Source organism: Pseudomonas sp. FBCC-B1667 (genome assembly GCF_059133255.1).
Genome location: NZ_CP101437.1, coordinates 3,493,898 through 3,516,323 on the forward strand (window position 1 = coordinate 3,493,898; position 22,426 = coordinate 3,516,323).

Consider the following 22,426-nt stretch of genomic DNA (forward strand, 5'->3'; position numbering starts at 1 on the left):
AACAAATGCACTCAGTCGAGGCGATTGCACAGATGCAACGCCCCTTCACCTGTCTACTCATCAGTCCTCTCCTTGGAATTTGACCTCCTCCATAATTCGTGGAAGCGACATTTTCTGAGGCGCTTCAGGGTTGCGTTTCTTACTCAGGGTAATTGTTAGCAAACACTTTTTTCAGAGCATCTAGACGGCGCTTCACCCCTATTTTCGGGCTCAAAGTGATTGCCTCCTCATAGGCTTCGATCGCCTGACGAAACTCCCCCAGCATCTCGTGCGCAAGGCCTTGCACCTTCAACGCATTGGGTTTCCATGCAGGGTTGGAGTCAGCACCAAGTGACCTGGCCCGCATCACAGCTTCAAGCGCCTCAGTGGCACGCTCATTAGATACGTCTTCCTCCCCGAGGATCTTTTCTGCTGCGCGGATGATACGGCTGTAGTCGGAGCAGTCGAGATTGGCCTTGTCCAAATTATTGGCGTCGACGAAATTGCCGGTGCTGTCATACCTGAATTTGCCGACGCCTTTGACGTCAGCGATCAGGAGCCTCCTCTCCTCGTCGAAAATGTACGTTTCAAGGCCTTGCGTGCGGGGCGTCACACAGAACAGTTCTTCACCCGTTTCCAGGTCAAAAAGGATGACTTTATAACCGTGCTCGGTCTTGCTATTAGCGGTGGCGCAGTACGCTAGCTTTCCATTTTTTGAGATACCACTCCCGAAGATATTGGCCGTCAGCTCTTTCGTGACTATTGGAGTGCCGACGCTATCGAACACATTGAAAGTACCCGACAAAGAGCTCCCCCAATGCCAGTCTTCGAGACAGAACGATCCGTTGTCAGCAACTGATCCATTGTTTGGTCTTTGCATTTGACCATGCGCAGACACAACATCGCCGGCAAGATCAGCTAGGACATATTCCCCATAACCGGTTTCACGATGCCCTCCTCGGCCAGCCACAGGATCCGAGTCTCTCCAAGAAATCGCCCACTTCTTGGATTTGGAAAGACTATAGAGCCCACCGTACCCGATCGTGCTGACACTCAAGTAGGGCTTGTCTAGCACTATCGTCTGAGTGCTGGATTGAATTGCCTTTCCTTTCGGTGGGATTACTTTCTTTTTGTTGAACAGCCAGTCGAAAATTCCCATCTGTGCTCGGCTCCTTAATCCCTAACAGTCGTGACGCGCTGGTGGAAACCAGCAATGCGATAAACAAGGTACGCCCTTCAGCTACACAGGTCTGCAGACCCTGGTGGCTAGCACTGACAAGGCGTACGTCGTGAGGGCGTGCTGTCACGCCGCCTAGGCATTAGGAATCTTGCGTGCGTTGTTTAACGAAATCGGCTGAACTCTAGGCGCAATGGCATTGCGGCTTACCTAGCGCATAGGCCTAGAGTTACGAACTCAGGAAAGCTGCGTCCAGCCTGCCGCAGCCCAATCCAAATTCTCAGGTATTAGGTAGCGATTGCTGGCATCTGCAAGTCTCTGGTTAGCCATTTCCGCTGCGACCCCGAACAGCAATTTAGAGGAGTCTTCATCTGCACTCTGGGTACTGTGTTCAGCTGGTGTCAGCAGCCATTGAGTCGCTTTTGTAGGGTTCATCGTGGCTCTGCCATCGTTTACCTGAATGGCTACAAACTCCTGCCGCATGCGTTTGCCCTGCGGGCCTTGCCACAGCAACATTGCGCCGATTAGCGCGCCCTCGCCGAGCTCAGGAGCTTTGAGCGTCGCGGCCAAACCACCAAAGTCATACTCGCAGGCTTTACCCAGCAGGTACTGCATCAACTTGGAGTTGAGGTCGAGCATGTGGGTGCCGGGACGGTTGGCGGCCAGCATTCGATCTAAGGTGACGTCCATGCGTTGTGGGGCTTTGCGCGAAAGCCCCATCTCCCGCATCACCTGGTCAGAGAGGCGTATACGCAGTAGCCGCTCTTTATGGCTCCGCTCTGCGATTTCGATGCCGAGTTGATCGAACATTCCCAAGACAAAGCTATAGAGGTGATCAGTGGTGATTACTAGCTCGTCACGCAGTTCACTTGGGTCGCTGGTAGCGGCGTGGACGAACAACTCTCGCTGTTTGGCGGCAGCGGTACGTGCCTGATTCAAGGCTTCGTCGATACGCTCTCGGGTTCGGTCGATGCCGAGCTTTGTGGCTTCTTGGAGGATGCTTTCAACATCAATAAGCTCCGCGAGCTGACCAAGGATCTCGTCTTTCAGACCGTCATTGAACTCATGCTTTTGAACCCTGGCTAAGTCGGTCACCACACTGTCGATGCGCTCGTACATCAAGTCGACGATGCTCTGATCCAAGCTATCGGATTGCTGGATGTTGAACACAACAACCTTCTTTTTTTGCCCATATCGGTACAAGCGACCGATGCGTTGTACCAAGCGCATGGGGTTCCAAGGTAGGTCATAGTTGACCATGACGTGGCACTTGCTTTGAAGGTTGATGCCTTCCCCACCTGCTTCAGTCGAGATCAGGAAACGCCCTTGCTCCTCAAAACGCTTGATGGCTTCGCGCCTGTCAGCATGCTGCATAGAACCGTTGATAAGTTCGACCCGGTCACTACCATAGAGGTCGGCCAAGGCGTCCCTGAGATAGCTCTGGGTCGTGCGGTATTCGGTAAATATCAGTACCTTCTCGTCAGAATTGGCAGCGTTGATTTTGCCGATAATATCTTCGATGAACAGCTTCAATTTTAGGTCGTTGGCCTTCAGCGCTGCGGCCTCAGCAATAAGATCCTTAAGCAGTTGCACCTCGCCGGCAAAGAACTCACGAGCATCGCTTGTGAATTGCTCCTCCCACTCACCTAGATAGCGCTCATCGCTTGCCTCATCATCATCAGCAGTAACGTTTTCTTGATCGTCTAGGAGACGTTGAAGCCGATTACACAGGGCCCGGTGAATGGCTGCCGCGCTGGACGCCGCCAGTTTGCGATAAACCGTCATTACGAACCCGATGGCGTTGCCCGTACGCCCGAGCGACTCGCCAGCGTCATATCCTTTGCGCAGATAAGCCTGAAGTGTTTTATCGAAGTCTATCGATTCACGGCTGCTTGGCACTTGCAACGCGCTAGTGATCTTGCCTTGGAAAATAAAGTTTCCTTCCGCATCTGTGACATCCGCCTTGTGGTTGCGAAACACCATGTCGTGCAGGATTTCAGGCTTCAGATTGAGCGCTAGGAGCTCGGTACGCCGCTCCGGTCGCAGGAGCTCAAGCAGCGCCACAAATTTGTCCTGCATACCCTGGTGTGGGGTGGCACTCAGCAACAACATGTGTTTGGTATGGTTGCGCAGGTTTTTCGCCAAATCATACCGTTCAGAGCTATCCAGCTTTAGCCCATATTGGCGGCGACTAAGTCGATGACCTTCGTCAAATATCACCAAATCCCAAGGTTCGGCCTGAAGCAGGCTTTCCAAGTGATCTGCTTGCTTGAGCCGATCCATCGACCCGATGACGCAATCGTGCATCTTCCATTGACGGGACTCATTGATGAAAAAGTCCTCACCATAGATCTCGAAGTCTTCGATCTTAAACTTGTGATACAGCTCTTCTTGCCACTGCTTGGTCAGGCCAGCGGGTGTGATCAGAAGGATGCGTCTAGCAAGATCTCGTTGCCGCAGTGCATGCAGTAGCATCCCGGTCTCGATAGTTTTCCCTAACCCCACATCGTCGGCTATCAACCAGTTGAAGTTGCCGGAAGCTAGGATGTGGTGCACCAAGTGAATCTGGTGTGGCAACGGCTCAATCTCAAGGTGGGAAAGGGCTCCGGTATTTTCATTCCATACCTTGATGGCGTAGGCCAGCATCCGCAGACGCATGCGTTCTGCATCGCGCACTTCGCCTTTCTGGGCGGTGCAAAAGCGATGCTTAACGCCTTTCACTTGTCTCAAATATTGATAGGGCAGCCAATGGCGCTCACCACGCTCAGGGAAGTCAACCAACACCTGCTCGCTGCCTGCGAGGATGCGTTGTTGCATGACAACGCCCTGCCCCAGTGAGCGAACTCCGCTGAATGGGTTTTGATCGACCACGTCCATGCCGTTCCTAAAACCCGAGCGCACAGCTGATGCATCTACATAGGCAAGCTTCCTCTCGGGGCTAAACCAGTGAACCTGAAGCTGGTCACCAGACTCCTTAGCAATGGCCATTTTGACGATGCCCCGGCGTTCGCTCTCGCCACCGGGTAAGGTTTGGCTGACCCAGCAGCCTGGAACGTGGGTAAGTCTAAGGGGCTTCATGCGCGGATCCTTCTCCTAACAGTTCAATGCCTGGCGTAGATTGGTCGATAGTCAGTGCGTAAACAGTCGCTAGTGAAGCGCTTAAGGATTCAGCTGCAGTGCAATCGTCATCTTCGTCCGTGATCTCATCATCCGACTCAACGTCTTCGAGGCATTCAGTTTCTTCAATCTTCTTTTTGCTCTTCTTAGCATTGATCGGTGGCGGCTCTTCCGCGGGGGGCGGCTTGTCACTGAAATAGCAACTCGGCTCTTGCGGGTGCTTGGTAACGAACACACCATAGCTGCGCAGAATTTCGGTCTTCTCGATTTCGAGTAGATCGCTCATCCCCAAGTCGCTGTACTCTTCAGCAGGCAGACTTCGAGGGTCGCAGAAGTCAAAATGCTGGTTGGCGGGTAAACAACCGTGCAAATTTGCGAACCTGAACCACAGGTATCGCGCGAAGGCCCTAAATGCCCGGCGTAAGGTGTTGTTCTCATACCAGGCAGCGAAAAGGCTTTCCAAGAAAACCTCAAGCTCTTCCACCTGTGGCAAAAATTCGAATGAGCGTACGATCAGCAAGGCCATAGGCCAGGAAAGCACTTGGTGAGATAGACGGCTACTGCCCGTTTTGTCAAAAGCGATCCAGTAGATATCGTTCTCGGCCCAAATAACCTTGATATGTGATGCGAGGATCAACTCCTGGGGAGAGAGCCCTTTGTCGATCTCTCTCTCCAGTGCAAGTCGAGTTGCGCCCCAGCCGCTCATAACAAATATCTGCTGAACCAATGGAAGAGTGCTGAGCGGCCAATTGGCGTTCCCGATCAACTCGGCAGCTTTTTGGAGCGCCCGGTCTTCGCGTGAGAGCCGGTCAGCGAAACCGTCTTTTTCTTCGTCGTCTTCGTCGTCTTCGCCGTCAAAAACTTCATCCGGGTCAAATGCATAAGCTGCATAGTCATCGTCAACGTCGCGGAAATCATCAACGACGCTAAGCGCTTCTGGTTCGTACTCTGTCTCAAGCTCGATAATCGACAGGCCGTGCAAACCATGATCAACGTCGTAGTCATCTTCCGGCTCCCCTAGCTCGAAGCTCTTCGGGGCGGTCGAAGTGGTCAGATCTAAGCCAGACGATTCATGGCAATCGTCTTCGTCATCCTCAAGGTCGTCTGGTATCTGAAATGTCGAAGGGCTAGTGCGGGGCGCTATCGTACGAATCGATTCTAATGAGGATGCGTCAGCTGGTTCAGAGGATGTCGATTCCGGTGAATGGGTGACGCGCATTAAACGCGTAGATCTGCTAACCATCTTGACGGTCGTGAGTCCGCTATTCGGCTTCGCGGTGTTCCTGGGGCGGGCGAGTTTGAGGACGTTTTTGGGAGTGGTTGGAGTAGTTGCCTCGTTCTTTTCAGCAACAACTCCGGGCATCCCTTCGACAACATCTGTGGTGGTGTTCGGCCCAACACCGAAAATACTGTTATCGACGCACCCAGCATGCTCGGGTGATATTGATTGATGCGATTTTTCCCAAGAGAGTTGGTCTGGCTGTGGCAAAGAATGAGAGGACGCCTGTTCAATGAAATAAAACGAATCTTTGGCTGCTCCCGCCAATGTGTTTCCTGTAGAAACTGTAGACTCGTCCAATGCGGCTAGAAGACTGGCTGAATCATCGAGAAACGCCAAATCGCTCAGGGAAGGAAGGTCGTCGCAAATCGTCTCCGAAGAAATTGTATCGACGAACGCCTGCTTTTGGCGTTTCAGCATCAGTCCGCGCTGTTCGGCCCTGGCGCTTTCCGTAGCGCGCCCTTGGAGCCTGTAAACGCGGCTGAGTAGGCCTAGATCGTCAGGCTCCTCAGACCTATCTATTGACTCCAGAAGAAGAGACTCGGCCGCGTCCAACTGCCCAGAAGCAACTAGGCTGTTGACGTCTTTAAGCAAGGCCTCGTTACCTCCCTGCTTACTCTTGATCGATAGCCCGCCAGTTGTCTGACGCGTACGGAGACTCAGGATCTGCCCAAGCTTACGCTGGATATCATCTGCAGCCTGATGGTTTTGCAGGAATTCGCTGAGGAGTCGCTTGGCCGCCTCATTCTGACCATGAGTGACTAATAGGGAGATCGCTTCGATCAGCCCCGCCGAAGAGTGGCCCTCAAGGCAGGTGCGGATCTCCTTGCCCAGAACATGTGGATCCGGCGAGGCGTACGCCCAAAGGTGGTTTAGAAGCAGATCCCAATCCATTTAAATTGAACTCCATGATGATGCTGCCTCAACCTCTTAAAATCTAAAGCACAGAAGCGAGAACTGCTCATAGGTCTTATCGTCTTTATAGCATTTACAGTATCCAGATCGGGCAGCTGGGTAAAGGCAAACAGCCATCAGTACGTCGCTTTTCTTTTTCTTCTGACGATCTTCGGTTGTTACATCTGTGACTATGGCCCGATGCGAAGGCCCTCAGCATTTTCGACACATAGGTGTAACGCAATTTTGTGCGATGTAACACACCCAACGTTACAGTGAGAAAAGTACGTTACAAGCCAATGGATATGGGGGTGTGAGCTCTGAATTGTGCTTTTGTGGGAGCCCGTTTTGTTGCAAGCGCCAGCTCTTCTGATACAGCCGTAACGCCACAGGCACAAGGAAATGCGCGATGAACCTCCTCTTTCAAGGCCCCTATATTGAATTTCTCTTGAGCCGCTCTCCGCTCCATTCAGCAGAGATTTTTGGGTACGGCTCTTCAACGATGTTGTTTAGCGACCAAGGTCGGCTTTACCGCCTCACGAGACAAGGATGCGGACATAATTTTGTGGCAATCGAGTCCGCCCTGGGGAACCCAAACGTACCTAGAGTCATAAAGGATTTCGGCCCCGTCGCGCCTTCGGATGAGGACAAAGATGATTTCTATTGGCTAGCACAAATCGAGTGGCTTCAAGATCTCGATCCGGCCGATGCGAAGACCCAGAAGCTGGAAGCCTTGCTGATCGAACTTACAGACGACGAACCTCAGTTATTTGGAGGTGAATTGGAGCAGTTTGCTTACCGTTGCGTTGAGCTTGCCAATGAAGGATCTGAATTTAGTGGCCTACTCAGGACACTCGCCACCATGGCAACGTTCGCATTGGCGCATGAAGCTATGGCTGACATTAAGCTCGATAACATCATGCTACGACGTAAGCGGCCAGCGAACACACCTTCAGAAATCCGGAATTAAGGGCGATGGTGTCCGCCTATTTTTAAGCGGACGCGATCACCCTTATCGCCAGGATTTCCATGCGCCAACGAAGCTCCTATCCCAAACCCTTCAAGGCCCAGGTCGTGCAGGAATGCCTGAAACCCGGTGCTTCAGTTTCCAGCGTCGCCATCAGCCACGGCATCAATGCCAACGTGATTCGCAAGTGGCTCCCGATTTACCGTGATAAAGCCGTCGCGCCACTTCCCGCGTTTGTACCGCTGCAACCGATGCCTAAACGGCAAGCTGATGAAGCTGTGGTCATCGCACTGCCGCTGGGCGACAAATCCATCACGGTCAAATGGCCCATCTCTGACCCGGACGGCTGCGCACGTTTTATTCGCAGCCTCTCGCAATGATACGCATCGACGCCATCTGGCTAGCCACCGAGCCCATGGACATGCGCGCCGGCACCGAAACTGCATTGGCCCGCGTGGTCGCTGTGTTCGGTGCGGCGAAGCCGCACTGCGCTTATCTGTTCGCCAATCGCCGGGCCAACCGGATGAAGGTGCTGGTGCACGATGGCGTGGGCATCTGGCTTGCCGCGAGGCGTTTGAACCAAGGCAAGTTTCACTGGCCTGGCACTCATCGCGGCTTGGAAGTCGGGCTCGACGCTGAACAACTTCAAGCGCTGGTGCTCGGTTTGCCATGGCAGCGAGTTGGCGCTAACGGAGCAATCACAGTGATTTAGCCTCGCTTTTCAGCTGTCGCAGGTGGATCGCTTTGGTAAAATCCACGGTATGATTTCCTCGCCCAATCTCGACCAAATGACACCCGAACAACTGCGCGCACTCGCTGCGCAGTTGCTGTCGAAGGTCGACACCATGGGCCGAAAAATCCATCGTGACGAGACGATCATCGAGCAACTCTCTCACGAGATTGCCATCCTCAAGCGCCACAAGTTCGCCAAGCGCAGCGAGCAGATCAGCCCAGCGCAAGGCAGGTTGCTGGATGACTTGCTCAACACCGACCTTGAGGCTATCGAGGCAGAACTGAACGCGCTTCGTCCCGCCCCAACGTCAGATGAAACCCGCCAAAAGCCCAAGCGTGCGCCGCTGCCGCCGCAGTTCCCACGTACCGTCATTCGTCACGAGCCAGAGAACACCCAGTGTGCCTGCGGGTGCCAGCTTCAGCGCATCGGCGAAGACGTCAGCGAGAAGCTGGATTACACACCTGGCGTGTTTACCGTTGAGCAGCATGTACGTGGAAAGTGGGCCTGCCGCCAGTGCGAAACACTGATCCAAGCACCGGTGCCGGCCCAGGTGATCGACAAGGGCATCCCGACCGCAGGCCTGCTGGCGCATGTGATGGTAGCTAAATTCGCTGATCATCTGCCGCTGTACCGGCAAGAAAAGATCTTTGGCCGTGCAGGCCTGGCGATCCCGCGTTCAACGCTGGCTCAGTGGGTGGGCCAAACTGGCGTACAGCTACAACCGCTGGTGGATGCACTGCGCGAAGCGGTGCTGGCTCAGCGAGTCGTGCATGCCGATGAAACGCCGGTGCAGATGCTAGCGCCCGGAGAGAAGAAAACGCATCGAGCTTATGTCTGGGCTTATTGCACGACGCCGTTCTCGGCCCTCAAGGCGGTGGTCTACGACTTCAGCCCCAGCCGCGCCGGCGAACATGCGCGTAACTTCCTGGGCACCTGGAACGGCAAGCTGGTCTGTGATGACTTCGCGGGTTACAAGACCAGCTTCGACCTGGGCATCACCGAAATCGGCTGCATGGCGCATGCCCGCCGTAAGTTCTTCGACCTGCATGTAGCGAACAAAAGCCAGTTGGCCGAACAAGCGCTGCACTCAATCGGCGGGCTGTACGAAGTCGAACGGCAGGCCAAAGACATGAGCGATGAAGAACGCTGGCGATTACGCCAAGAAATAGCGGCGCCCATTGCACAGAAGTTACATGAGTGGATGCTGGGTCAGCGCGACCTCGTGCCCGAGGGCTCGGCCACGGCGAAGGCTTTGGATTACAGCTTGAAACGCTGGGTAGCGCTGACGCGCTACCTGGACGATGGATCTTTGCCCATCGACAACAATCAGGTCGAGAACCAGATACGGCCATGGGCACTCGGACGCTCGAACTGGCTGTTTGCCGGATCGCTGCGCAGCGGTAAACGGGCGGCTGCGATCATGAGTTTGATCCAGTCAGCGCGTATGAATGGGCATGATCCGTATGCCTATCTGAAAGATGTGCTGACGCGGCTGCCGACACAGCGTGCCAGTGAGAGCGGGCAGTTGCTGCCGCATCAGTGGGGGCCGGCCTGACTTACGCAAGGCGAGGTGGGCGGACGCTTACGCGAGAAGAAGACTGTAGTGAGTTCGTTAAGGAAATCGTGCTCCAGCAGCTATGGGGCGGGAGGAACTCACGGCCCATTGTTGACGCTAGGTCAACGCCGCTCGGATTTCTGACGTCGTTCAATGAAGAAGTCGAGATCGTCACTGACGCCCCTAATTACTAATGGGAGCTTATTTTGCGACTTGGTTTATGAGGACGGACGCTGGCCCAGGATCGTTCGTAATTTTCCTACCGATGCAACGACGCTCAAGCCAACCCGCGAAGGTGCGGAGTTGCCACACCACGCTTTGCTCGATGCCAGGATTATCGCTGGCATGTTTGCAGCTGTGAGCTGAGTGATCCAGCAGTGTCATTCCGCTTCTGCTTCGCGCTCATCAAAATCCAATTGCGCCTTGACGACTGTTGCCAGATGCACAATCGTCCAGATATGTAGAGCTTTGAAAGGTTCTTCCAGTGTCCGCCCCAGCGGCGTGATTCGATACTCCACCCCCACTTGTGAAGAGGGTATGACACGGCGCGCAAGGATCCCGTTGCGTTCGAGCCTTCTGAGCGCCTGAGTCAGCGCTTTTTGAGTGATACCGTCCAGGCACCGCTTCAGTTCGTTAAAGCGAAGCGGCTTTTCACACAGTGTCGTGAGAATCAACATCGTCCACTTGTCACCGATCTGATCCAACAAATAGCGGCTGGGACAGCTGGCCGTCCCGCTTGATATGTCGATGTTGGTATTATTCATGGATCACGCCCCGCGCGCGCATGTGGTGTATTTGGATATACCTGATTACTTTAAAGTACGTAATTGTTATTTGATCCGCATCTTATACCCTGAGGCCTCACTTAACTTAGGGTGTTAGCCATGTCCTCTCAATACGATCAAGAAGCCGCTGACAAGCTTGCAGTCGCCGAAGCTTTATATGACTACGCTGCAAGTATTGATCTTCGTGATGCCGGGCTTATGGCCACGGTGCTTACAGATAATGCCGCTTCTGATTTCCGGCCCGCAGCAGCCAAAGCCGGTTTCGAATACCCTGTTCTTGAAGGTCGTGACACCATCGTACAGGCCCTCATGACGTCACTTAGCCGAGTCGATACCACGCACTCTGTGAACAATCCCCGCGTCACCCTTGAAGGGGATAAGGCGGTACTGGATGCGTTGGTAGAAGCCCAACATGTTTTGAAAACTGATCACTCCCGTTCCTATCTCATGAAAAACCGTTACGACGTGAAGCTGGTCAGGCAGGGTGAAACCTGGCGCATTCAGCACATCGTGGTGGACAACGTCTGGCGGACGGGAGATCCCGCAGTCCTCGCCGGTATTTGATCTGATCAGGCCCTTGAAACTTTACTCTCGTGCTGAATGCGCGCAGCGTCTCGTGAGGGCGGTAGCCCGAAGACTTTTGCGTAATCTCGGCTGAACTGGGTGCTGCTTTCATACCCGACTTCAAAGGCAGCCGCAGTGACGCTTCTGGCGTTGGCAACCATAAGGGTGCGAGCCTGAAGCAGGCGTACACGCTTCTGATATTGCAGAGGGCTCAGCGTGGTTACCGCCTTGAAGTGTCGGTGAAATGCCGAAACGCTCATCGCTGCTTTCTCTGCCATATGTTCTACCCGAATAGATTCGGCGAAGTCGCGGCGGATCCATTGAATGGCCTGATTGACGCGGGCCATCGCAGAGTCCGGAGCGGCGATTTCACGCAGCATCCAGCCGTGAGGGCCTTGGAGTACACGGTAGAGGATCTCGCGTTCGTATGCGGGCGCCAGGGCGGCGATACTTTGCGGGTCACCCATCAAGCGCAGCAGGCGCACCCAAGCGTCCATCAACTGAGGCGTGACCGGCGCTACTGAAAAACCCGGATCTTGGTCATGGCGATCAGCCGGAAGAGGTAGGTCGGCCAGCAGAGTGGTTAGCACCACCGGGTCGAGCGTCAGACTTACCGCGAGATAAGGCTCTCCGGTCGACGCCGGATGAACTGTGCCCACGGCGGGCAGCTCGATGGACATCACGAAGTACGTCGCCGGGTCATAGTGCAACGTCTGCTCCCCGACGGTCATGGTTTTACTGCCCTGGAGAATCAGGTTGATCATCGGCTCGTAGACGGCGGCCAGCATGTGCTCGGGAATCTCACCCTGCACCATGGCTACCCTGGGGATTCCTGTCTCAGTGCGCCGATTTTCAGCACTTGAGGTCAGGGCTCGCAGTTCATTCAATTGTGTGGTCATGGGCTGGATCCTGCCCGGCTCGTTTGAGACTTGGCAAGCAAAAAGCAGAAACAGGCAGGTTTCGAGTAGGAATGGCCACGTTCTGGATGGCCGGGGACTCTACTGTGGAGGCTCAAGTCATCGACACGGGAAGTGCACCATGGGCGTCATCGTTATCACCGGAGGCAGTCGCGGCATCGGCGCCAGCGCTGCTCTCCATATTGCCGAACGGGGGATGGGCGTCATCCTTACCTACAACCAGAATCCTGATGCAGCTCACCAGGTCGTCCGGCAAATTGAGGCCGCTGGCGGCAAGGCGGTTGCGCTGCGGCTGGACGTGAGTAACACCTCAAGCTTTGCTGCATTTCGTGATGCCGTGGTCTCCGCTCTGGAAATTACCTGGGGTACAAACACGCTGGCAGGTCTGGTAAATAACGCAGGCTACGGTCTGTTCAACCCGCTGAAGTCAGTCAGCGAGGAGCAATTCGACGGTCTGTTCGCAGTGCACCTCAAGGGGCCTTTCTTCCTCACTCAAACGCTGCTGCCGCTACTTGAAGATGGCGCGAGCATCGTCAACCTGACCAGTGCCACAACACGCGTCGCGACAGCAGGGGTCGCGCCGTATGCGGCCTTTAAAGGCGGTCTCGAAGTGCTGACCCGCTACATGGCGAAAGAATTGTGTGAGCGCGGTATTCGTGCCAATGCGGTTTCGCCTGGTGCCATTCGTACTGAGCTGGGGGGCGGTTTGAACGATGAGTTTGAAGCCATGCTGGCCGGTCAGACAGCACTGGGCCGGGTGGGCGAGCCGCAAGACGTCGCTCGTGTTATTGCGATGCTGCTCTCTCAGGAAAGCGCCTGGATCAACGCGCAAACCATCGAAGTCGCAGGCGGCTACATCATCTGAATCATGGAGGCTCCATGCTCGATCATATTTTTCTCTCGGTAAGCGACATCAAGCGCTCGATACACTTTTATGAGGCAGCACTGACACCGCTTGGCATCACGGCGCGTCTGGATTACGACGGCAAGGACGGGCCTCCTGGTCATCCTGACCTCAAGGGATTTGGCGCCCATGGCCGAATGTTCTTCTGGCTGCGCGAAGGGGTGGTGGAGGGACAGGCGGTGCACGTAGGTTTCGTCGCCAATAGCCGTGCCGAGGTCGATGTCGCTTATGCAGCGGCCATAGCCCAAGGGGCAACAGACAATGGCCCTCCCGGCGCACGTCTGCATTACGACCCGAACTACTATGCGGCCAATGTCCTCGACCCGGACGGCTATAGCCTCGAATTCGTTTACAAGAACTGGCAGCACGCCCAATGAAAACTCTGATGATTTATGGTGCGACCGGCTACACCGGACGCATGGCCGCGCAGCACGCCAAAGCGGTGGGCCTGGATCTGATTCTGGCAGGCCGTAGCGCTGACCGACTGGCGCCTCTGGCCGCCGAACTGGAGCTGCCTTTTCGCGTATTTGGCGCTGAAGGTGTGACGGCAGATGCATTGGACGGTATCAGCGTGCTGCTGAATTTCGCCGGGCCATTCGCATATACCGCAGAGCATTTGATGCGCGCCTGTATCGGGGCAGGTGTGGACTACCTCGACATCACCGCAGAGATTAACGTTTATCGGCTGGCCGAGTCATTGAATCTCGAAGCTGCGCAAGCGGGTGTCATGTTGTTGCCTGGCGTTGGCTGGGACGTGGTGCCGACCGACTGCCTGGCTGTGCATGTCGCAGCTAGGGTTGAACAACCCCAATCGTTGAACTTGGCGCTGCAAGTGGCAGGCCCCATGTCTCGCGGCTCGGCATCAAGCGTGAGTGAGATCATCGGCGCAGGGGTTCTGGCGCGTATTGAAGGGGAACTCGTGGCAGCCCCCGACCAGCCTCCCCGCGAGTTTGATTTTGGCGCGGGCCCAAAGCTGTGTGTGCCATTGTCATTCGGGGATCTGGTGACGGGCTGGCGCTCCACAGGTATACCTAACATAGCCGTGTACGTGCACATCCCGGATGCCGCCTTTCCCGAGGGCGACCTCTCGCTATTGCCGGAAGGCCCGAGTGAAGAGCAGCGTCTGGCGCATCGAGCATTGGCCGTGGCCGAGGTCGTGGATGCAGATAGCAGTGTGGCCCGCTCGGTGATCGAGACCGTCAACGGGTACACCTACACACCGCTGGCGGCGGTTGAGGCGGCTCGCCGAGTGCTGTGCGGGGAACGGCGCGCAGGTTTTGAAACCCCGGCACACCTGCTCGGCGTCGGTTTCGCCGAAACCGTAGCCGGTACAACAATCACCGATTTCTAGCCAGAGTTGGGCAGCCGAGTGAATGCTGCCCTGACGTGATTATGTAGTGGTCAACTAATCCCGGACACGACGTTAAGTTTTTCTTCGGCCCGAGCTGGCGCCAGCCCACCGTTGAATTGATGGGGTCGAACCCAGTTGTACCGATGCATCAAGAAGTGGCTGATATCGCGCTGGGCTTCTTGAGCCGTTCGGTAACCCGTGGTCGGTATCCACTCCGTTTTCAAGCTGCGGAACACGCGCTCCATTGGCGCATTGTCCCAGCAATTTCCCCGACGACTCATGCTCTGGCGCATGCGATATCGCCACAGCCGCTGGCGAAATAAACGACTCGCATACTGCGACCCTTGATCCGAGTGAAACAGCAGACCCTGAGGTCTTCCTCGTTGCTCGTAAGCCATATCCAGCGCCTTGATAACCAGATCGGCGTCCGGCTTTTCCGACAACGCCCAGCCCACCACCCGGCGCGTGCAAAGATCCAGCACGACAGCCAGGTAATGCCATTTCCCCTGGGCCCAGATGTAGGTGATGTCGCCGCACCACACCTGGTTGGGTGCTGGAACATCGAACTCTCGATTCAAGAAGTTCGGGATATCCAACCGTTCAACCGTCGCTCGTTTATAGGCATGTGATCCGGGCTGTTTACTGACGAGGTCAAGCTCGCGCATCAGGCTGCGCACTTTGAACCGACCGAGCTGCTCACCGTCGTCACGCATCAGCGACAGGATGCTGCGGCTGCCCGCAGCACTGCGACTTTGCGAGAACAGCTCGCTCACCCGGCTGCGTAACCGAAGCCGTTCGACATCCGGTGTGCGGCGCTTAAGACGCTGGGCGTAGTAGCACGAACGGGTGACCTCAAACACCTTGCACAGCCAATCAATCGGCTCATGGACGCTCAGCTGATTGATCAGCGCGTACGCTCGTGATCTTCCGACATCAAGAGCGCGGTAGCCTTTTTTAATATCGATTTTTCCCGTTCAAGGCGGGCGATCCGGGCTTCCAGCTCCTGGATTTTCTGCTGTTCCGGGGTCAGCGCTTTGCTCTGCGGAGTGACGCCTTGGCGCTCCTGCTGAACCTGATCAACCCAGCGGCGCAGGGCCGACTCGCCGACGCCGAGCGAACGGCTGGCTTCGATGTAGCTGTAGTTTTGCTTGAGCACGAGGTCGGCAGCCTCGCGTTTGAATTCAGCAGAAAAGGAACGGCGTTGTTTGGTCATCTGACACCTCGATCTGGCGAGCATTCTCGCCTAAATGGGTGTCCGGTTTCATTAGACCACTACAATTTCTGTAAGCCAGCAGGACGCGACGGCCTTAGCGCTATGCTCTGTTTTTCGTCCTTTAAGAATCCGTTTTTTACTGAACTTGGTCGACTATCTGCCGGTGTGAGGTGACGGATTGAATATTCGCTGTCTTTCAAATTGCACGAAAGCATTTATGTCTCGCCTTGGGCCAAAGAGCAGATCCAGGAAGCACCTAAAATCGGGCCGTTTGCTAACGACGGTAACTGTGTGCATAGGTTCTCCTCAGTCCCGTGCGTATCGTCCGCTTCGGGTCGGTTTCAGTCGATCACGACAGACGGCATTCGGCCAGAAGCAGACTTCGCGTGCATCCGTGTTCGGCAAAGCTCCTGGCGGTACGGGCCTCGTTGACAGCACCCTGAACACAACTTTTTCAAACACGTCAATTTCAGGTGGAACCATTAGTGTCACTTTGATAGCTTCCATGCCCGTAATTCGCCCCTCAAACAGGAAAGTTTTTTTTCGAGAAGGAATTATGGGCCCACAATCCGAACAAATGTCGCTGTCTCCGTTGGCGAACCTGATCGTCGATCGCGCGATCGAGAACACCAATCGAAAACTGATCGCCGGTTTTCGCAACAAGAAGAACTCCCGTCCTAACGCCAAGACAGCCGATCCATTACAGGTCGGCAAGGACACTCTCGCCGCCACGTCGGCGCAAAGTGCAATGGATGTTGCCAATCGTGGGGTAGCGTGGAAGGAAATCCTGCTCAAAAGCTTGTCAGCGGGAATTGGTTCGCTGGCTACCTTACAGTTCGATGGCGAAATTGATCTTAGCGCCGCCGACACCTCCGGCACCAACCAACTGCCCGAGAAACCAGGCGTTTATGTGGTGTATGACACGAGCGGCAAGCTGGTCTATATCGGCGATAGCACCAACATGCGACAGCGTTGGCAGGACGGACACCTGAACGACCATCGCAATGGCAACAAAAAAGGCGAACCGTACAAGCTCTCCGAGCAACTCGATGCGGGATGCAAAGTGAAATTTGTGACCATGGACTCGCCCGAAACAGCCGCGGCCCTGGAAGCGCACCTCATCAAGACCGAAAACCCGCCCATCAACAAGCGCCAGGAGCTGCATCAGGAACAAGGCACTCGCAGCAACATCGAAGCCAAAAAGCTCAAGGACACCTTGGGCAACGCTACTGACGTCGCTCTGGGTGCTGGCAAGGAAGCCCTGAAAAACTCAGGCTGGCAATTGCTGGAGCAATTGACTTCAGCCGCCATCATGGCCGTTAAAGACGAATTGGTCGACGTGTTCATGGGTGGCGCCGCTCGCCTGAAACAGCGCGTGGAGCGCTTCCTCAAAAAGATCTGGGCGGTGATCGAAAAAATCATCGAGGCGCCCCTGAAGCTGCTCAACGGCATCGTCGAATTCATCGTCAATGCCTTGTCCAAGGCGATCCGCCAAGTCTATAACCTCGCCCGCAACCTTTTTGACCTCGCTCACGGCGCCTGGCAACTGTACAAAGGCGCGCAGTCGATGAGCCGGGAAGAGTTGATCCAGAAGATCGTCGAGACCGTTGTCGTCAGCGGCACGCTGGTGCTCTGGGATGGCCTTGAACCGGTGATAGAGTCGCAGCTGATTCCGCTGACCGGGGTGGCAGCGCCCTATATATCATGTGTGCTATCGGCCATCGGGTTTGGCCTGTGCAGTTATCATTTGCAGAACCTCGTGCCCCCCATCGTTGCCTACCTGGTGGATTTCAAAACCGGGTGGAGCGAGTCGTTGGAAGCCAAACGAGAGGCGGCGCTGCAGCTGATCAAAGTCCAGGAAAACGAATGGCTGATGGCCGAAGGGCTGATCGAATATGCGCATTCGGTAGATGCGCTGGCCAGGGAAGCGACAGACCAGCGCGAACGGCTGGCCCGGCACACAAGCGTGCGTGCAATCGATTTTTCGGCACTCTTGCCAACCAACCGTATTTCGCAGGAGTCCTGACATGTTCAATTTTCTTGGTGGCAAAGTCGTACTGAACGTGACGCCGAGCGATGAAGTAGCCCTCCAACCGGTGCAGCAGTTGCTGCCGGCGCCACGCTCTGAAGAGAACCAGCTCAAAGACTTCCATGAAGGCCTGCAAAAGCTAAACGCGGCAATACAGCGTGGTTCAAAGACCAGAGCGCAACTGAACGAATTTCAGAACCAGGGCAGTTGGGACTCGTTCTGGGGTGGCTTGTCAGGCAAGAACGACAAAGACCTGGCCAAATTGCTGACCGAATTTGGCGCAAGCCTTGAGGTGACGCAGAGCGTGGTGCAACTGGTCACCCAAGTGCATACCGTGAACAACAATGTACTGCGCGGTTTCAATGATGCCCTGGTGCGCGAAATCGAACGCCTGCAAGAGGATGCCCAGACACTTGAAGGTAATCAGAACGGGGCGCTGGTGGTGCTTTACGAGTTCAAGCACCAGATCGACGAACTGTTGGCGTTGGCAGACGGCTATGAGTACTGCAAGCATGCAGTGAACCAATTGGCTACTGCGCAGAACAACCATGAAACGCAGTTGCAGGCATTGAGCCTGGCCTTCTCGAACGAAACCCGGATGCAGGAACAATTCAACGCATCGTCCTTGCGCCAGTCAGCCCAACTGGGGGAGGCTCTGGGGGGGCAGCAGAAGCAGGTCGAGCGAGTGACCAAGCTGCTGCGCAGTGAAATCCAGGCGAGGGAACATCTGTCGAACTCAATGACAGCGTCATTGAAAGAAGTGAGCGACGCAAACGACGTGCTGGCCCAGCGCCTGGAACGCATCGAGTCGAAGGTGGGCGAACTGCTGGAAAACCGGCAACAAACCCAGACTCGCATCGAGCAGTTGGAAGCGCAGTTGCTGGCCAAACCGGGCTGGCTGCGGCAGCAGGCCGTAGCCCTTGTCGCGGTGGTGTTTTCAGGCGCGGCGCTCGCCTCGAGGTTTGTCTTTTGAGGCAAGCACGTCGGGAGTACCGATCTCGACGACTCTCACCGTCTGAATCGTTCCTGGTCTCGTAGACTCCTCCAAGCTGCCGTATTTGGTGGTTACCCTCTGAATCGCGCCTTGAGATGCAGGCCATAGTCCGCAAATGCCTGCCGGTAAGACCGCCGCAAATGCATCAACGAAGCGACGCCACCTCAATAACAACGCGGATTTTTAATGCATGAAATTGCTTTTACTGCCCCAACGTTCCGCCACCGAGCTTCAAGACGTTTATAGTCGAGCACTTCGCGAATCGACTCATCTGTATATCGTCAGCGCTTATCTGACTCATTGGGACATCAAGGAAGAGCTGGGCAGCCAGTGCGAGTCATTCAAGTTCATAGTCGGCAAAGATTTCGGGATCACCCGAAAAGCAGCTTGCGAGGACGTACTCGAGTGGCTTCCCCCTAACAGGCACGATGATTTTCTCGCCGCGGAAGCGATAGACGGGTTTCACCCGAAAGCCGTTTTTTGGAAGGAGCTGAATGGCAAATGCTACGCGCTTGTCGGCTCTTCAAATCTTTCTAAAGCTGCGTTTTCTACCAATTACGAAGCTAATGGCTATTCACTGATTTCTGAAAAGACTTTTATTGCGGCCGAACAGTGGATCGAAACCCTCACAGACAAGTGTGTAACCCTCGACGAGAATTGGATTCGTTGCTACCGGGAGGCCATTCAGCCTAAGAAGCCAAAATCACCAGATGCAGGAGGCCAAGATGATGGAGCTGTCTTCGAACTGGTACTGCCCGATCCCCTAACGCTCGAGCGTTCCGCGTCTGTTCTGACCAGACGGCGAAAACAGATGTTCTCGTTCAGAACCGTAAAACCCGACCTCGAGTCTTTATTTCGGACGACTGCGGCAGCCCGTACCTGGAGTCCGTCTCGCAACCTAGGTTTTTACACCACGCTAAATGCCCTCTGGTCATTCGATATCGGAAGCCGGTTCCAGGGTCGGGGTTGGGAAAGACAAGGTCGAGGTAGTAACTTTAAGGAGTTGGCGACAAGCCTAGTACGCATATTGGACGCACAGTATGTATCCAGGGATCGTGTCGTGAGGGTAGAAATTGATCGCCTGCACAGCATCGGCTTGACCACCAGGGGCGCCCTCCTCTCAGAGATGCTCTGCCAATTCTTCCCGAAGCACTACCACGTGCTCAATAAACCAGTCAGAGATTGGCTACGAGGCTCAGGCCTAGACAGGGTGCGAGGCGCGACCGAGGGCGAGAACTACATTCGCTGTGCACGCCTTTTTCGCATAGCGCTCGAGCGCGCGAAAGATTATCCGGCGAAAAACATTGCTCAACTCGACGCCCTTATCTGGTTGGAAAGTAATCCCGAGTCAGAATTTTAAACTGATGCGTGGGGCGCGGGCTCGGAAGCTCACATCAAACAGCGATGGCCCATCGGCTAAGCGCCTCTTCCATGCACCGCGCCGAACATGCTTCCAATCAGAGAGCGAATGTAGTTGCCGATACTTGAGATGTGCCCAGAAGGTTACTTCCTTCCAGCTGACTTGATAGGTACTGCTGTGACGAAGCTCGGCACCGAGAGGCCACTGCCCCATTGTGGACAGTGGCTTCTTCTCGGTGACGAGCCCGCTCAAATATTGCGGGCGGCCCTCAGTAGCTACAACTTGAAAAAAGCGAGGATCAGGTAACCGAACTTCAGCGCAATCTTCGCCCATTCCAGCAGCCAATCAGCCCAGCCGCGAGGAACGCCCGCAGGCCCATCGTAAGCTGACTCGGTTGAGACGTGACGCCCTTGAGGAAACGTGGAAGGCGAAGATTCATGCAAAGAATTGCGACTTGGCCTCATCTCTTTAAAGCAGGTAGCGCAGATACATTGGTGTTCATGAGTCATGATTATCATCCCGTTCGAAAATGGAAAATTTTTCGAGAGGGATCAACGAAGGCGGTGCTTGTACCCGCTGAGCTCAGGGCCATCCGCGAAGAGCGGGACTCTGAAGAGTGCTCGTTGAAAACGAGCAAGAAGGGAATTAAGTTTCGCTAGGGCACTAACGAAATATTTGAAGACGGCAGACCAATATCGGGTCTGATGAACAAAGAAATCTGCAAACGCTAGCCCTTCAACTTCGCCCAGGGCATTAAGAGCCAGCATTGCCCGCTCAATCGCGCACGTAATCCTCCTTTGCGCGCTCCGAGGGGTTGGATCAAGCTCGTCGAGCAAATCCAGAGCAGCTTTGGCCCGTCGAACTGCCTCCCTATCAGCTTCAAGGGTTACCTGCTCCAGTCTCGCGAACTCAGCCTTGAGCTCAGCCATCGTCGCATCAAGCGACATAGGCTCGTCCGTAACGAAAACGGAGTCGTTTGGAGTTGATAATGGATCGTCCATAAGGAGTCTCGGTTATTGTCACGGGCCTACCTTAGCGCTTTGATGTCGCAAGCACAATTGCCCCCCCAGCTACCGGCAATACACCGTCCAAAGCTGGTCAACTCTAGTAGTGAAACTCTGACTCATCATCTCCCGCCGCATGTCCCAATCCGGATCGGTTGGGACACTAGCGAGACGCATCGTGCCCCTGCCCCATCGACCATTGATGGCATCCAATACACCCATTACCTTTTCGGTTGCAGCCGGTTGGGAGATCGCGAAGAGGTCTTCCGTGTACTCGCCTTTCTGGCAAAGACTAAGCAGAAGCACCTCAGCTTTGCTGTATTTGAATCCTGGTCGGAAGACTCGATCCACAGCTTCCACGGCAGCCTTTGTCATCAATCGAACATCGTCCGTTGATAGCTGCCGCTCGCGATTAGTGTTTTAACGATGGTTTTATGCTGCTGGAAGGCTGACTCTGACCAGCTCGGCAAAGTACTTCGCACCGGTAGCCAATATCTCATCGTTGAAGTCGTATCCGGCATTATGCAGGGGTGTCGCTCCATCCAACCCTTCCGCACCATTGCCGATGAACACAAAGCTCCCTGGCACTTTCTGAATGAACGCACCGAAATCCTCGGAGATCATTATCGGAGACACCTCAGGATTGACTGCTTTTTCACCCACCACATTGCGTGCAGCTGTTATGGCAATTTCCGTATTCTTCGCCCAGTTCACAGTAGGCGCGAACTCGTGGGTGTACTCGAAATCGCACGTCGCGCCATGCATGCGGCAGATGCCTTCACTGATTTCCCGCATGCGTTTCTCAAGCAGACGCTGGACGTCAGGGCTGTAGCTCCTGGTGTCGCCCTTGATGGTGACATTCGTGGGAATAGCGTTGCGGATACCGTCGGTGATGAATTCGGTGCAGGAAATTACAGCCGACACGCTAGGATCGACATTCCGCGAAACGATGGTCTGCAAAGCCAACACGATCTCGGCACCGATCACCATGGTGTCGATGCCCATGTGAGGTCGAGCAGCATGAGTGCCTCGCCCCCGGATCTGGATGACGAAATTATCCTCGCTGGCCATGATCCCGCCGACACGTGTCGCGATATGGCCGGCTGGCATGCCCGGCATATTGTGGGCACCGTAGATAGCGTCAACCGGAAAGCGATCGAACAGACCATCCGCCATCATCGCCTTCGCACCGCGACCGTGCTCCTCCGCCGGCTGGAAGACAAACCTGACGGTACCGTTGAAGCTTCGCTCACGGCAAAGCAGGTCTGCGGCCCCCAGAACCATCGCCATGTGACCGTCATGGCCACAGGCATGCATTTTCCCATGATTGCAGGAAGCATGATCGCGCCCCTGCGCTTGTTCAGTGATGTTCAGGGCATCCATGTCGGCGCGAATCCCTATTACCCCAGAACCATCTCCGACTGTCAGGCTTGCAACCAAGCCTGTTCCGCCTATTCCCCTATGCACCTCCAACCCCAGATTTGTGAGAATTTTGGCGACCTCGTCCGAGGTGGTGAACTCTTCGAATCCGGTTTCAGGGTGGCGATGAAAGGTATGTCGCCACTGCTTGAGGCGCTGCTCAAACGCTTGCTCGTTGCTCATGC

At 55.1% G+C, this 22,426-nt stretch carries 19 protein-coding genes and 2 pseudogenes; 12 read left to right on the plus strand and 9 right to left on the minus strand.

Features of this window, described 5'->3' with window-relative positions; translation table 11 throughout:
• Positions 1-139: 139 nt before the first annotated feature.
• From NL116_RS15905 to NL116_RS15915, 3 genes are all read right to left on the minus strand, one after another.
• A complete protein-coding gene (locus NL116_RS15905; RefSeq protein WP_494372998.1) occupies positions 140-1,138 on the minus strand; it encodes a hypothetical protein in 999 nt (332 codons plus the stop codon).
• A 255-nt stretch (positions 1,139-1,393) separates the two neighbouring features.
• Positions 1,394-3,814: a DEAD/DEAH box helicase gene (locus NL116_RS15910; RefSeq protein WP_494378073.1), complete on the minus strand. Its 2,421-nt coding sequence runs from the start codon at positions 3,812-3,814 to the stop codon at positions 1,394-1,396.
• A 406-nt stretch (positions 3,815-4,220) separates the two neighbouring features.
• Complete coding sequence (locus NL116_RS15915) at positions 4,221-6,446, minus strand: hypothetical protein (RefSeq protein ID WP_494372999.1); 2,226 nt, start codon at positions 6,444-6,446, stop codon at positions 4,221-4,223.
• 409 nt (positions 6,447-6,855) lie between these two features.
• Here NL116_RS15915 and NL116_RS15920 point away from each other — a divergent pair, with 409 nt between their 5' ends.
• From NL116_RS15920 to NL116_RS15940, 5 genes and pseudogenes are all read left to right on the plus strand, one after another.
• Entirely contained in the window at positions 6,856-7,416 is a 561-nt protein-coding gene (locus NL116_RS15920; RefSeq protein WP_494373000.1) for a hypothetical protein, read from the plus strand.
• Between the two features lie 59 nt (positions 7,417-7,475).
• Positions 7,476-7,793 (plus strand): IS66-like element accessory protein TnpA, encoded by a 318-nt coding sequence (gene tnpA / locus NL116_RS15925; protein WP_494373001.1) that lies wholly within the window; start codon positions 7,476-7,478, stop codon positions 7,791-7,793.
• Positions 7,790-8,125, plus strand: a complete 336-nt coding sequence (gene tnpB, locus NL116_RS15930) for an IS66 family insertion sequence element accessory protein TnpB (RefSeq protein WP_169840082.1) — start codon at positions 7,790-7,792, stop codon at positions 8,123-8,125. The genes tnpA and tnpB overlap by 4 nt, the downstream gene beginning before the upstream one ends.
• A gap of 49 nt (positions 8,126-8,174) precedes the next feature.
• Positions 8,175-9,701, plus strand: a complete 1,527-nt coding sequence (gene tnpC, locus NL116_RS15935) for an IS66 family transposase (RefSeq protein WP_494373002.1) — start codon at positions 8,175-8,177, stop codon at positions 9,699-9,701.
• A gap of 32 nt (positions 9,702-9,733) precedes the next feature.
• Positions 9,734-10,067, plus strand: a pseudogene (locus tag NL116_RS15940) (hypothetical protein); the annotation flags it as partial.
• Positions 10,068-10,081: 14 nt separating this feature from the next.
• Here the strand turns inward: NL116_RS15940 and NL116_RS15945 are convergent.
• A complete protein-coding gene (locus tag NL116_RS15945) occupies positions 10,082-10,465 on the minus strand; it encodes a winged helix-turn-helix transcriptional regulator (protein WP_093439429.1) in 384 nt (127 codons plus the stop codon).
• A gap of 120 nt (positions 10,466-10,585) precedes the next feature.
• Between NL116_RS15945 and NL116_RS15950 the strand changes: the two genes are divergently transcribed.
• Complete coding sequence (locus NL116_RS15950) at positions 10,586-11,050, plus strand: nuclear transport factor 2 family protein (RefSeq protein ID WP_494373003.1); 465 nt, start codon at positions 10,586-10,588, stop codon at positions 11,048-11,050.
• Positions 11,051-11,055: 5 nt separating this feature from the next.
• Here NL116_RS15950 and NL116_RS15955 read toward each other — a convergent pair whose 3' ends face one another.
• On the minus strand, positions 11,056-11,949 hold the full coding sequence (locus NL116_RS15955; protein WP_494373004.1) for an AraC family transcriptional regulator: 894 nt from the start codon (positions 11,947-11,949) through the stop codon (positions 11,056-11,058).
• A 139-nt stretch (positions 11,950-12,088) separates the two neighbouring features.
• Here NL116_RS15955 and NL116_RS15960 point away from each other — a divergent pair, with 139 nt between their 5' ends.
• The 3 genes from NL116_RS15960 to NL116_RS15970 are packed head-to-tail and all read left to right on the plus strand — an operon-like array spanning position 12,089 to position 14,222.
• Positions 12,089-12,832: an SDR family NAD(P)-dependent oxidoreductase gene (locus NL116_RS15960; protein WP_494373005.1), complete on the plus strand. Its 744-nt coding sequence runs from the start codon at positions 12,089-12,091 to the stop codon at positions 12,830-12,832.
• 14 nt (positions 12,833-12,846) lie between these two features.
• Positions 12,847-13,248, plus strand: coding sequence for a VOC family protein (locus NL116_RS15965; protein WP_016980706.1), 402 nt, complete (start codon positions 12,847-12,849; stop codon positions 13,246-13,248).
• The gene (locus NL116_RS15970; RefSeq protein ID WP_494373006.1) at positions 13,245-14,222 is read left to right on the plus strand and encodes a saccharopine dehydrogenase family protein; all 978 of its coding nucleotides are present in this window, start codon (positions 13,245-13,247) and stop codon (positions 14,220-14,222) included. The genes NL116_RS15965 and NL116_RS15970 overlap by 4 nt, the downstream gene beginning before the upstream one ends.
• 50 nt (positions 14,223-14,272) lie before the next feature.
• Here NL116_RS15970 and NL116_RS15975 read toward each other — a convergent pair.
• Positions 14,273-15,435, minus strand: a protein-coding gene (locus tag NL116_RS15975; protein ID WP_494372978.1) for an IS3 family transposase whose coding sequence is annotated in 2 segments (ribosomal slippage) — positions 14,273-15,180 and positions 15,180-15,435 — 1,164 coding nt in all. Because the reading frame shifts where the segments join, the coding sequence is not laid out codon by codon here.
• A gap of 394 nt (positions 15,436-15,829) precedes the next feature.
• Between NL116_RS15975 and NL116_RS15980 the strand changes: the two genes are divergently transcribed.
• The 3 genes from NL116_RS15980 to NL116_RS15990 all read left to right on the plus strand — a co-directional run bounded on the left by NL116_RS15980 (position 15,830) and on the right by NL116_RS15990 (position 19,818).
• Positions 15,830-17,461, plus strand: coding sequence for a GIY-YIG nuclease family protein (locus tag NL116_RS15980; protein WP_494373007.1), 1,632 nt, complete (start codon positions 15,830-15,832; stop codon positions 17,459-17,461).
• Position 17,462: 1 nt separating this feature from the next.
• Positions 17,463-18,437, plus strand: coding sequence for a hypothetical protein (locus tag NL116_RS15985; protein ID WP_494373008.1), 975 nt, complete (start codon positions 17,463-17,465; stop codon positions 18,435-18,437).
• A 211-nt stretch (positions 18,438-18,648) separates the two neighbouring features.
• Positions 18,649-19,818 (plus strand): phospholipase D family protein, encoded by a 1,170-nt coding sequence (locus NL116_RS15990; RefSeq protein ID WP_494373009.1) that lies wholly within the window; start codon positions 18,649-18,651, stop codon positions 19,816-19,818.
• 551 nt (positions 19,819-20,369) lie between these two features.
• Here NL116_RS15990 and NL116_RS15995 read toward each other — a convergent pair.
• The 3 genes and pseudogenes from NL116_RS15995 to NL116_RS16005 all read right to left on the minus strand — a co-directional run bounded on the left by NL116_RS15995 (position 20,370) and on the right by NL116_RS16005 (position 22,424).
• Positions 20,370-20,819, minus strand: coding sequence for a hypothetical protein (locus NL116_RS15995; RefSeq protein ID WP_494373010.1), 450 nt, complete (start codon positions 20,817-20,819; stop codon positions 20,370-20,372).
• A 69-nt stretch (positions 20,820-20,888) separates the two neighbouring features.
• Positions 20,889-21,215, minus strand: a pseudogene (locus tag NL116_RS16000) (DUF4113 domain-containing protein); the annotation flags it as partial.
• Positions 21,216-21,254: 39 nt separating this feature from the next.
• Positions 21,255-22,424, minus strand: a complete 1,170-nt coding sequence (locus NL116_RS16005) for a M20 aminoacylase family protein (RefSeq protein WP_494373011.1) — start codon at positions 22,422-22,424, stop codon at positions 21,255-21,257.
• Positions 22,425-22,426: the final 2 nt, after the last annotated feature.

Coding starts and splice junctions, on each gene's coding strand:
- NL116_RS15905 (WP_494372998.1), bottom strand. CDS start 1,138: ATGGGAATTTTCGACTGGCTGTTCAACAAAAAGAAAGTAATCCCACCG.
- NL116_RS15910 (WP_494378073.1), bottom strand. CDS start 3,814: ATGCGTCTGCGGATGCTGGCCTACGCCATCAAGGTATGGAATGAAAAT.
- NL116_RS15915 (WP_494372999.1), bottom strand. CDS start 6,446: ATGGATTGGGATCTGCTTCTAAACCACCTTTGGGCGTACGCCTCGCCG.
- NL116_RS15920 (WP_494373000.1), top strand. CDS start 6,856: ATGAACCTCCTCTTTCAAGGCCCCTATATTGAATTTCTCTTGAGCCGC.
- tnpA (WP_494373001.1), top strand. CDS start 7,476: ATGCGCCAACGAAGCTCCTATCCCAAACCCTTCAAGGCCCAGGTCGTG.
- tnpB (WP_169840082.1), top strand. CDS start 7,790: ATGATACGCATCGACGCCATCTGGCTAGCCACCGAGCCCATGGACATG.
- tnpC (WP_494373002.1), top strand. CDS start 8,175: ATGATTTCCTCGCCCAATCTCGACCAAATGACACCCGAACAACTGCGC.
- NL116_RS15945 (WP_093439429.1), bottom strand. CDS start 10,465: ATGAATAATACCAACATCGACATATCAAGCGGGACGGCCAGCTGTCCC.
- NL116_RS15950 (WP_494373003.1), top strand. CDS start 10,586: ATGTCCTCTCAATACGATCAAGAAGCCGCTGACAAGCTTGCAGTCGCC.
- NL116_RS15955 (WP_494373004.1), bottom strand. CDS start 11,949: ATGACCACACAATTGAATGAACTGCGAGCCCTGACCTCAAGTGCTGAA.
- NL116_RS15960 (WP_494373005.1), top strand. CDS start 12,089: ATGGGCGTCATCGTTATCACCGGAGGCAGTCGCGGCATCGGCGCCAGC.
- NL116_RS15965 (WP_016980706.1), top strand. CDS start 12,847: ATGCTCGATCATATTTTTCTCTCGGTAAGCGACATCAAGCGCTCGATA.
- NL116_RS15970 (WP_494373006.1), top strand. CDS start 13,245: ATGAAAACTCTGATGATTTATGGTGCGACCGGCTACACCGGACGCATG.
- NL116_RS15985 (WP_494373008.1), top strand. CDS start 17,463: ATGTTCAATTTTCTTGGTGGCAAAGTCGTACTGAACGTGACGCCGAGC.
- NL116_RS15990 (WP_494373009.1), top strand. CDS start 18,649: ATGAAATTGCTTTTACTGCCCCAACGTTCCGCCACCGAGCTTCAAGAC.
- NL116_RS15995 (WP_494373010.1), bottom strand. CDS start 20,819: ATGGACGATCCATTATCAACTCCAAACGACTCCGTTTTCGTTACGGAC.
- NL116_RS16005 (WP_494373011.1), bottom strand. CDS start 22,424: ATGAGCAACGAGCAAGCGTTTGAGCAGCGCCTCAAGCAGTGGCGACAT.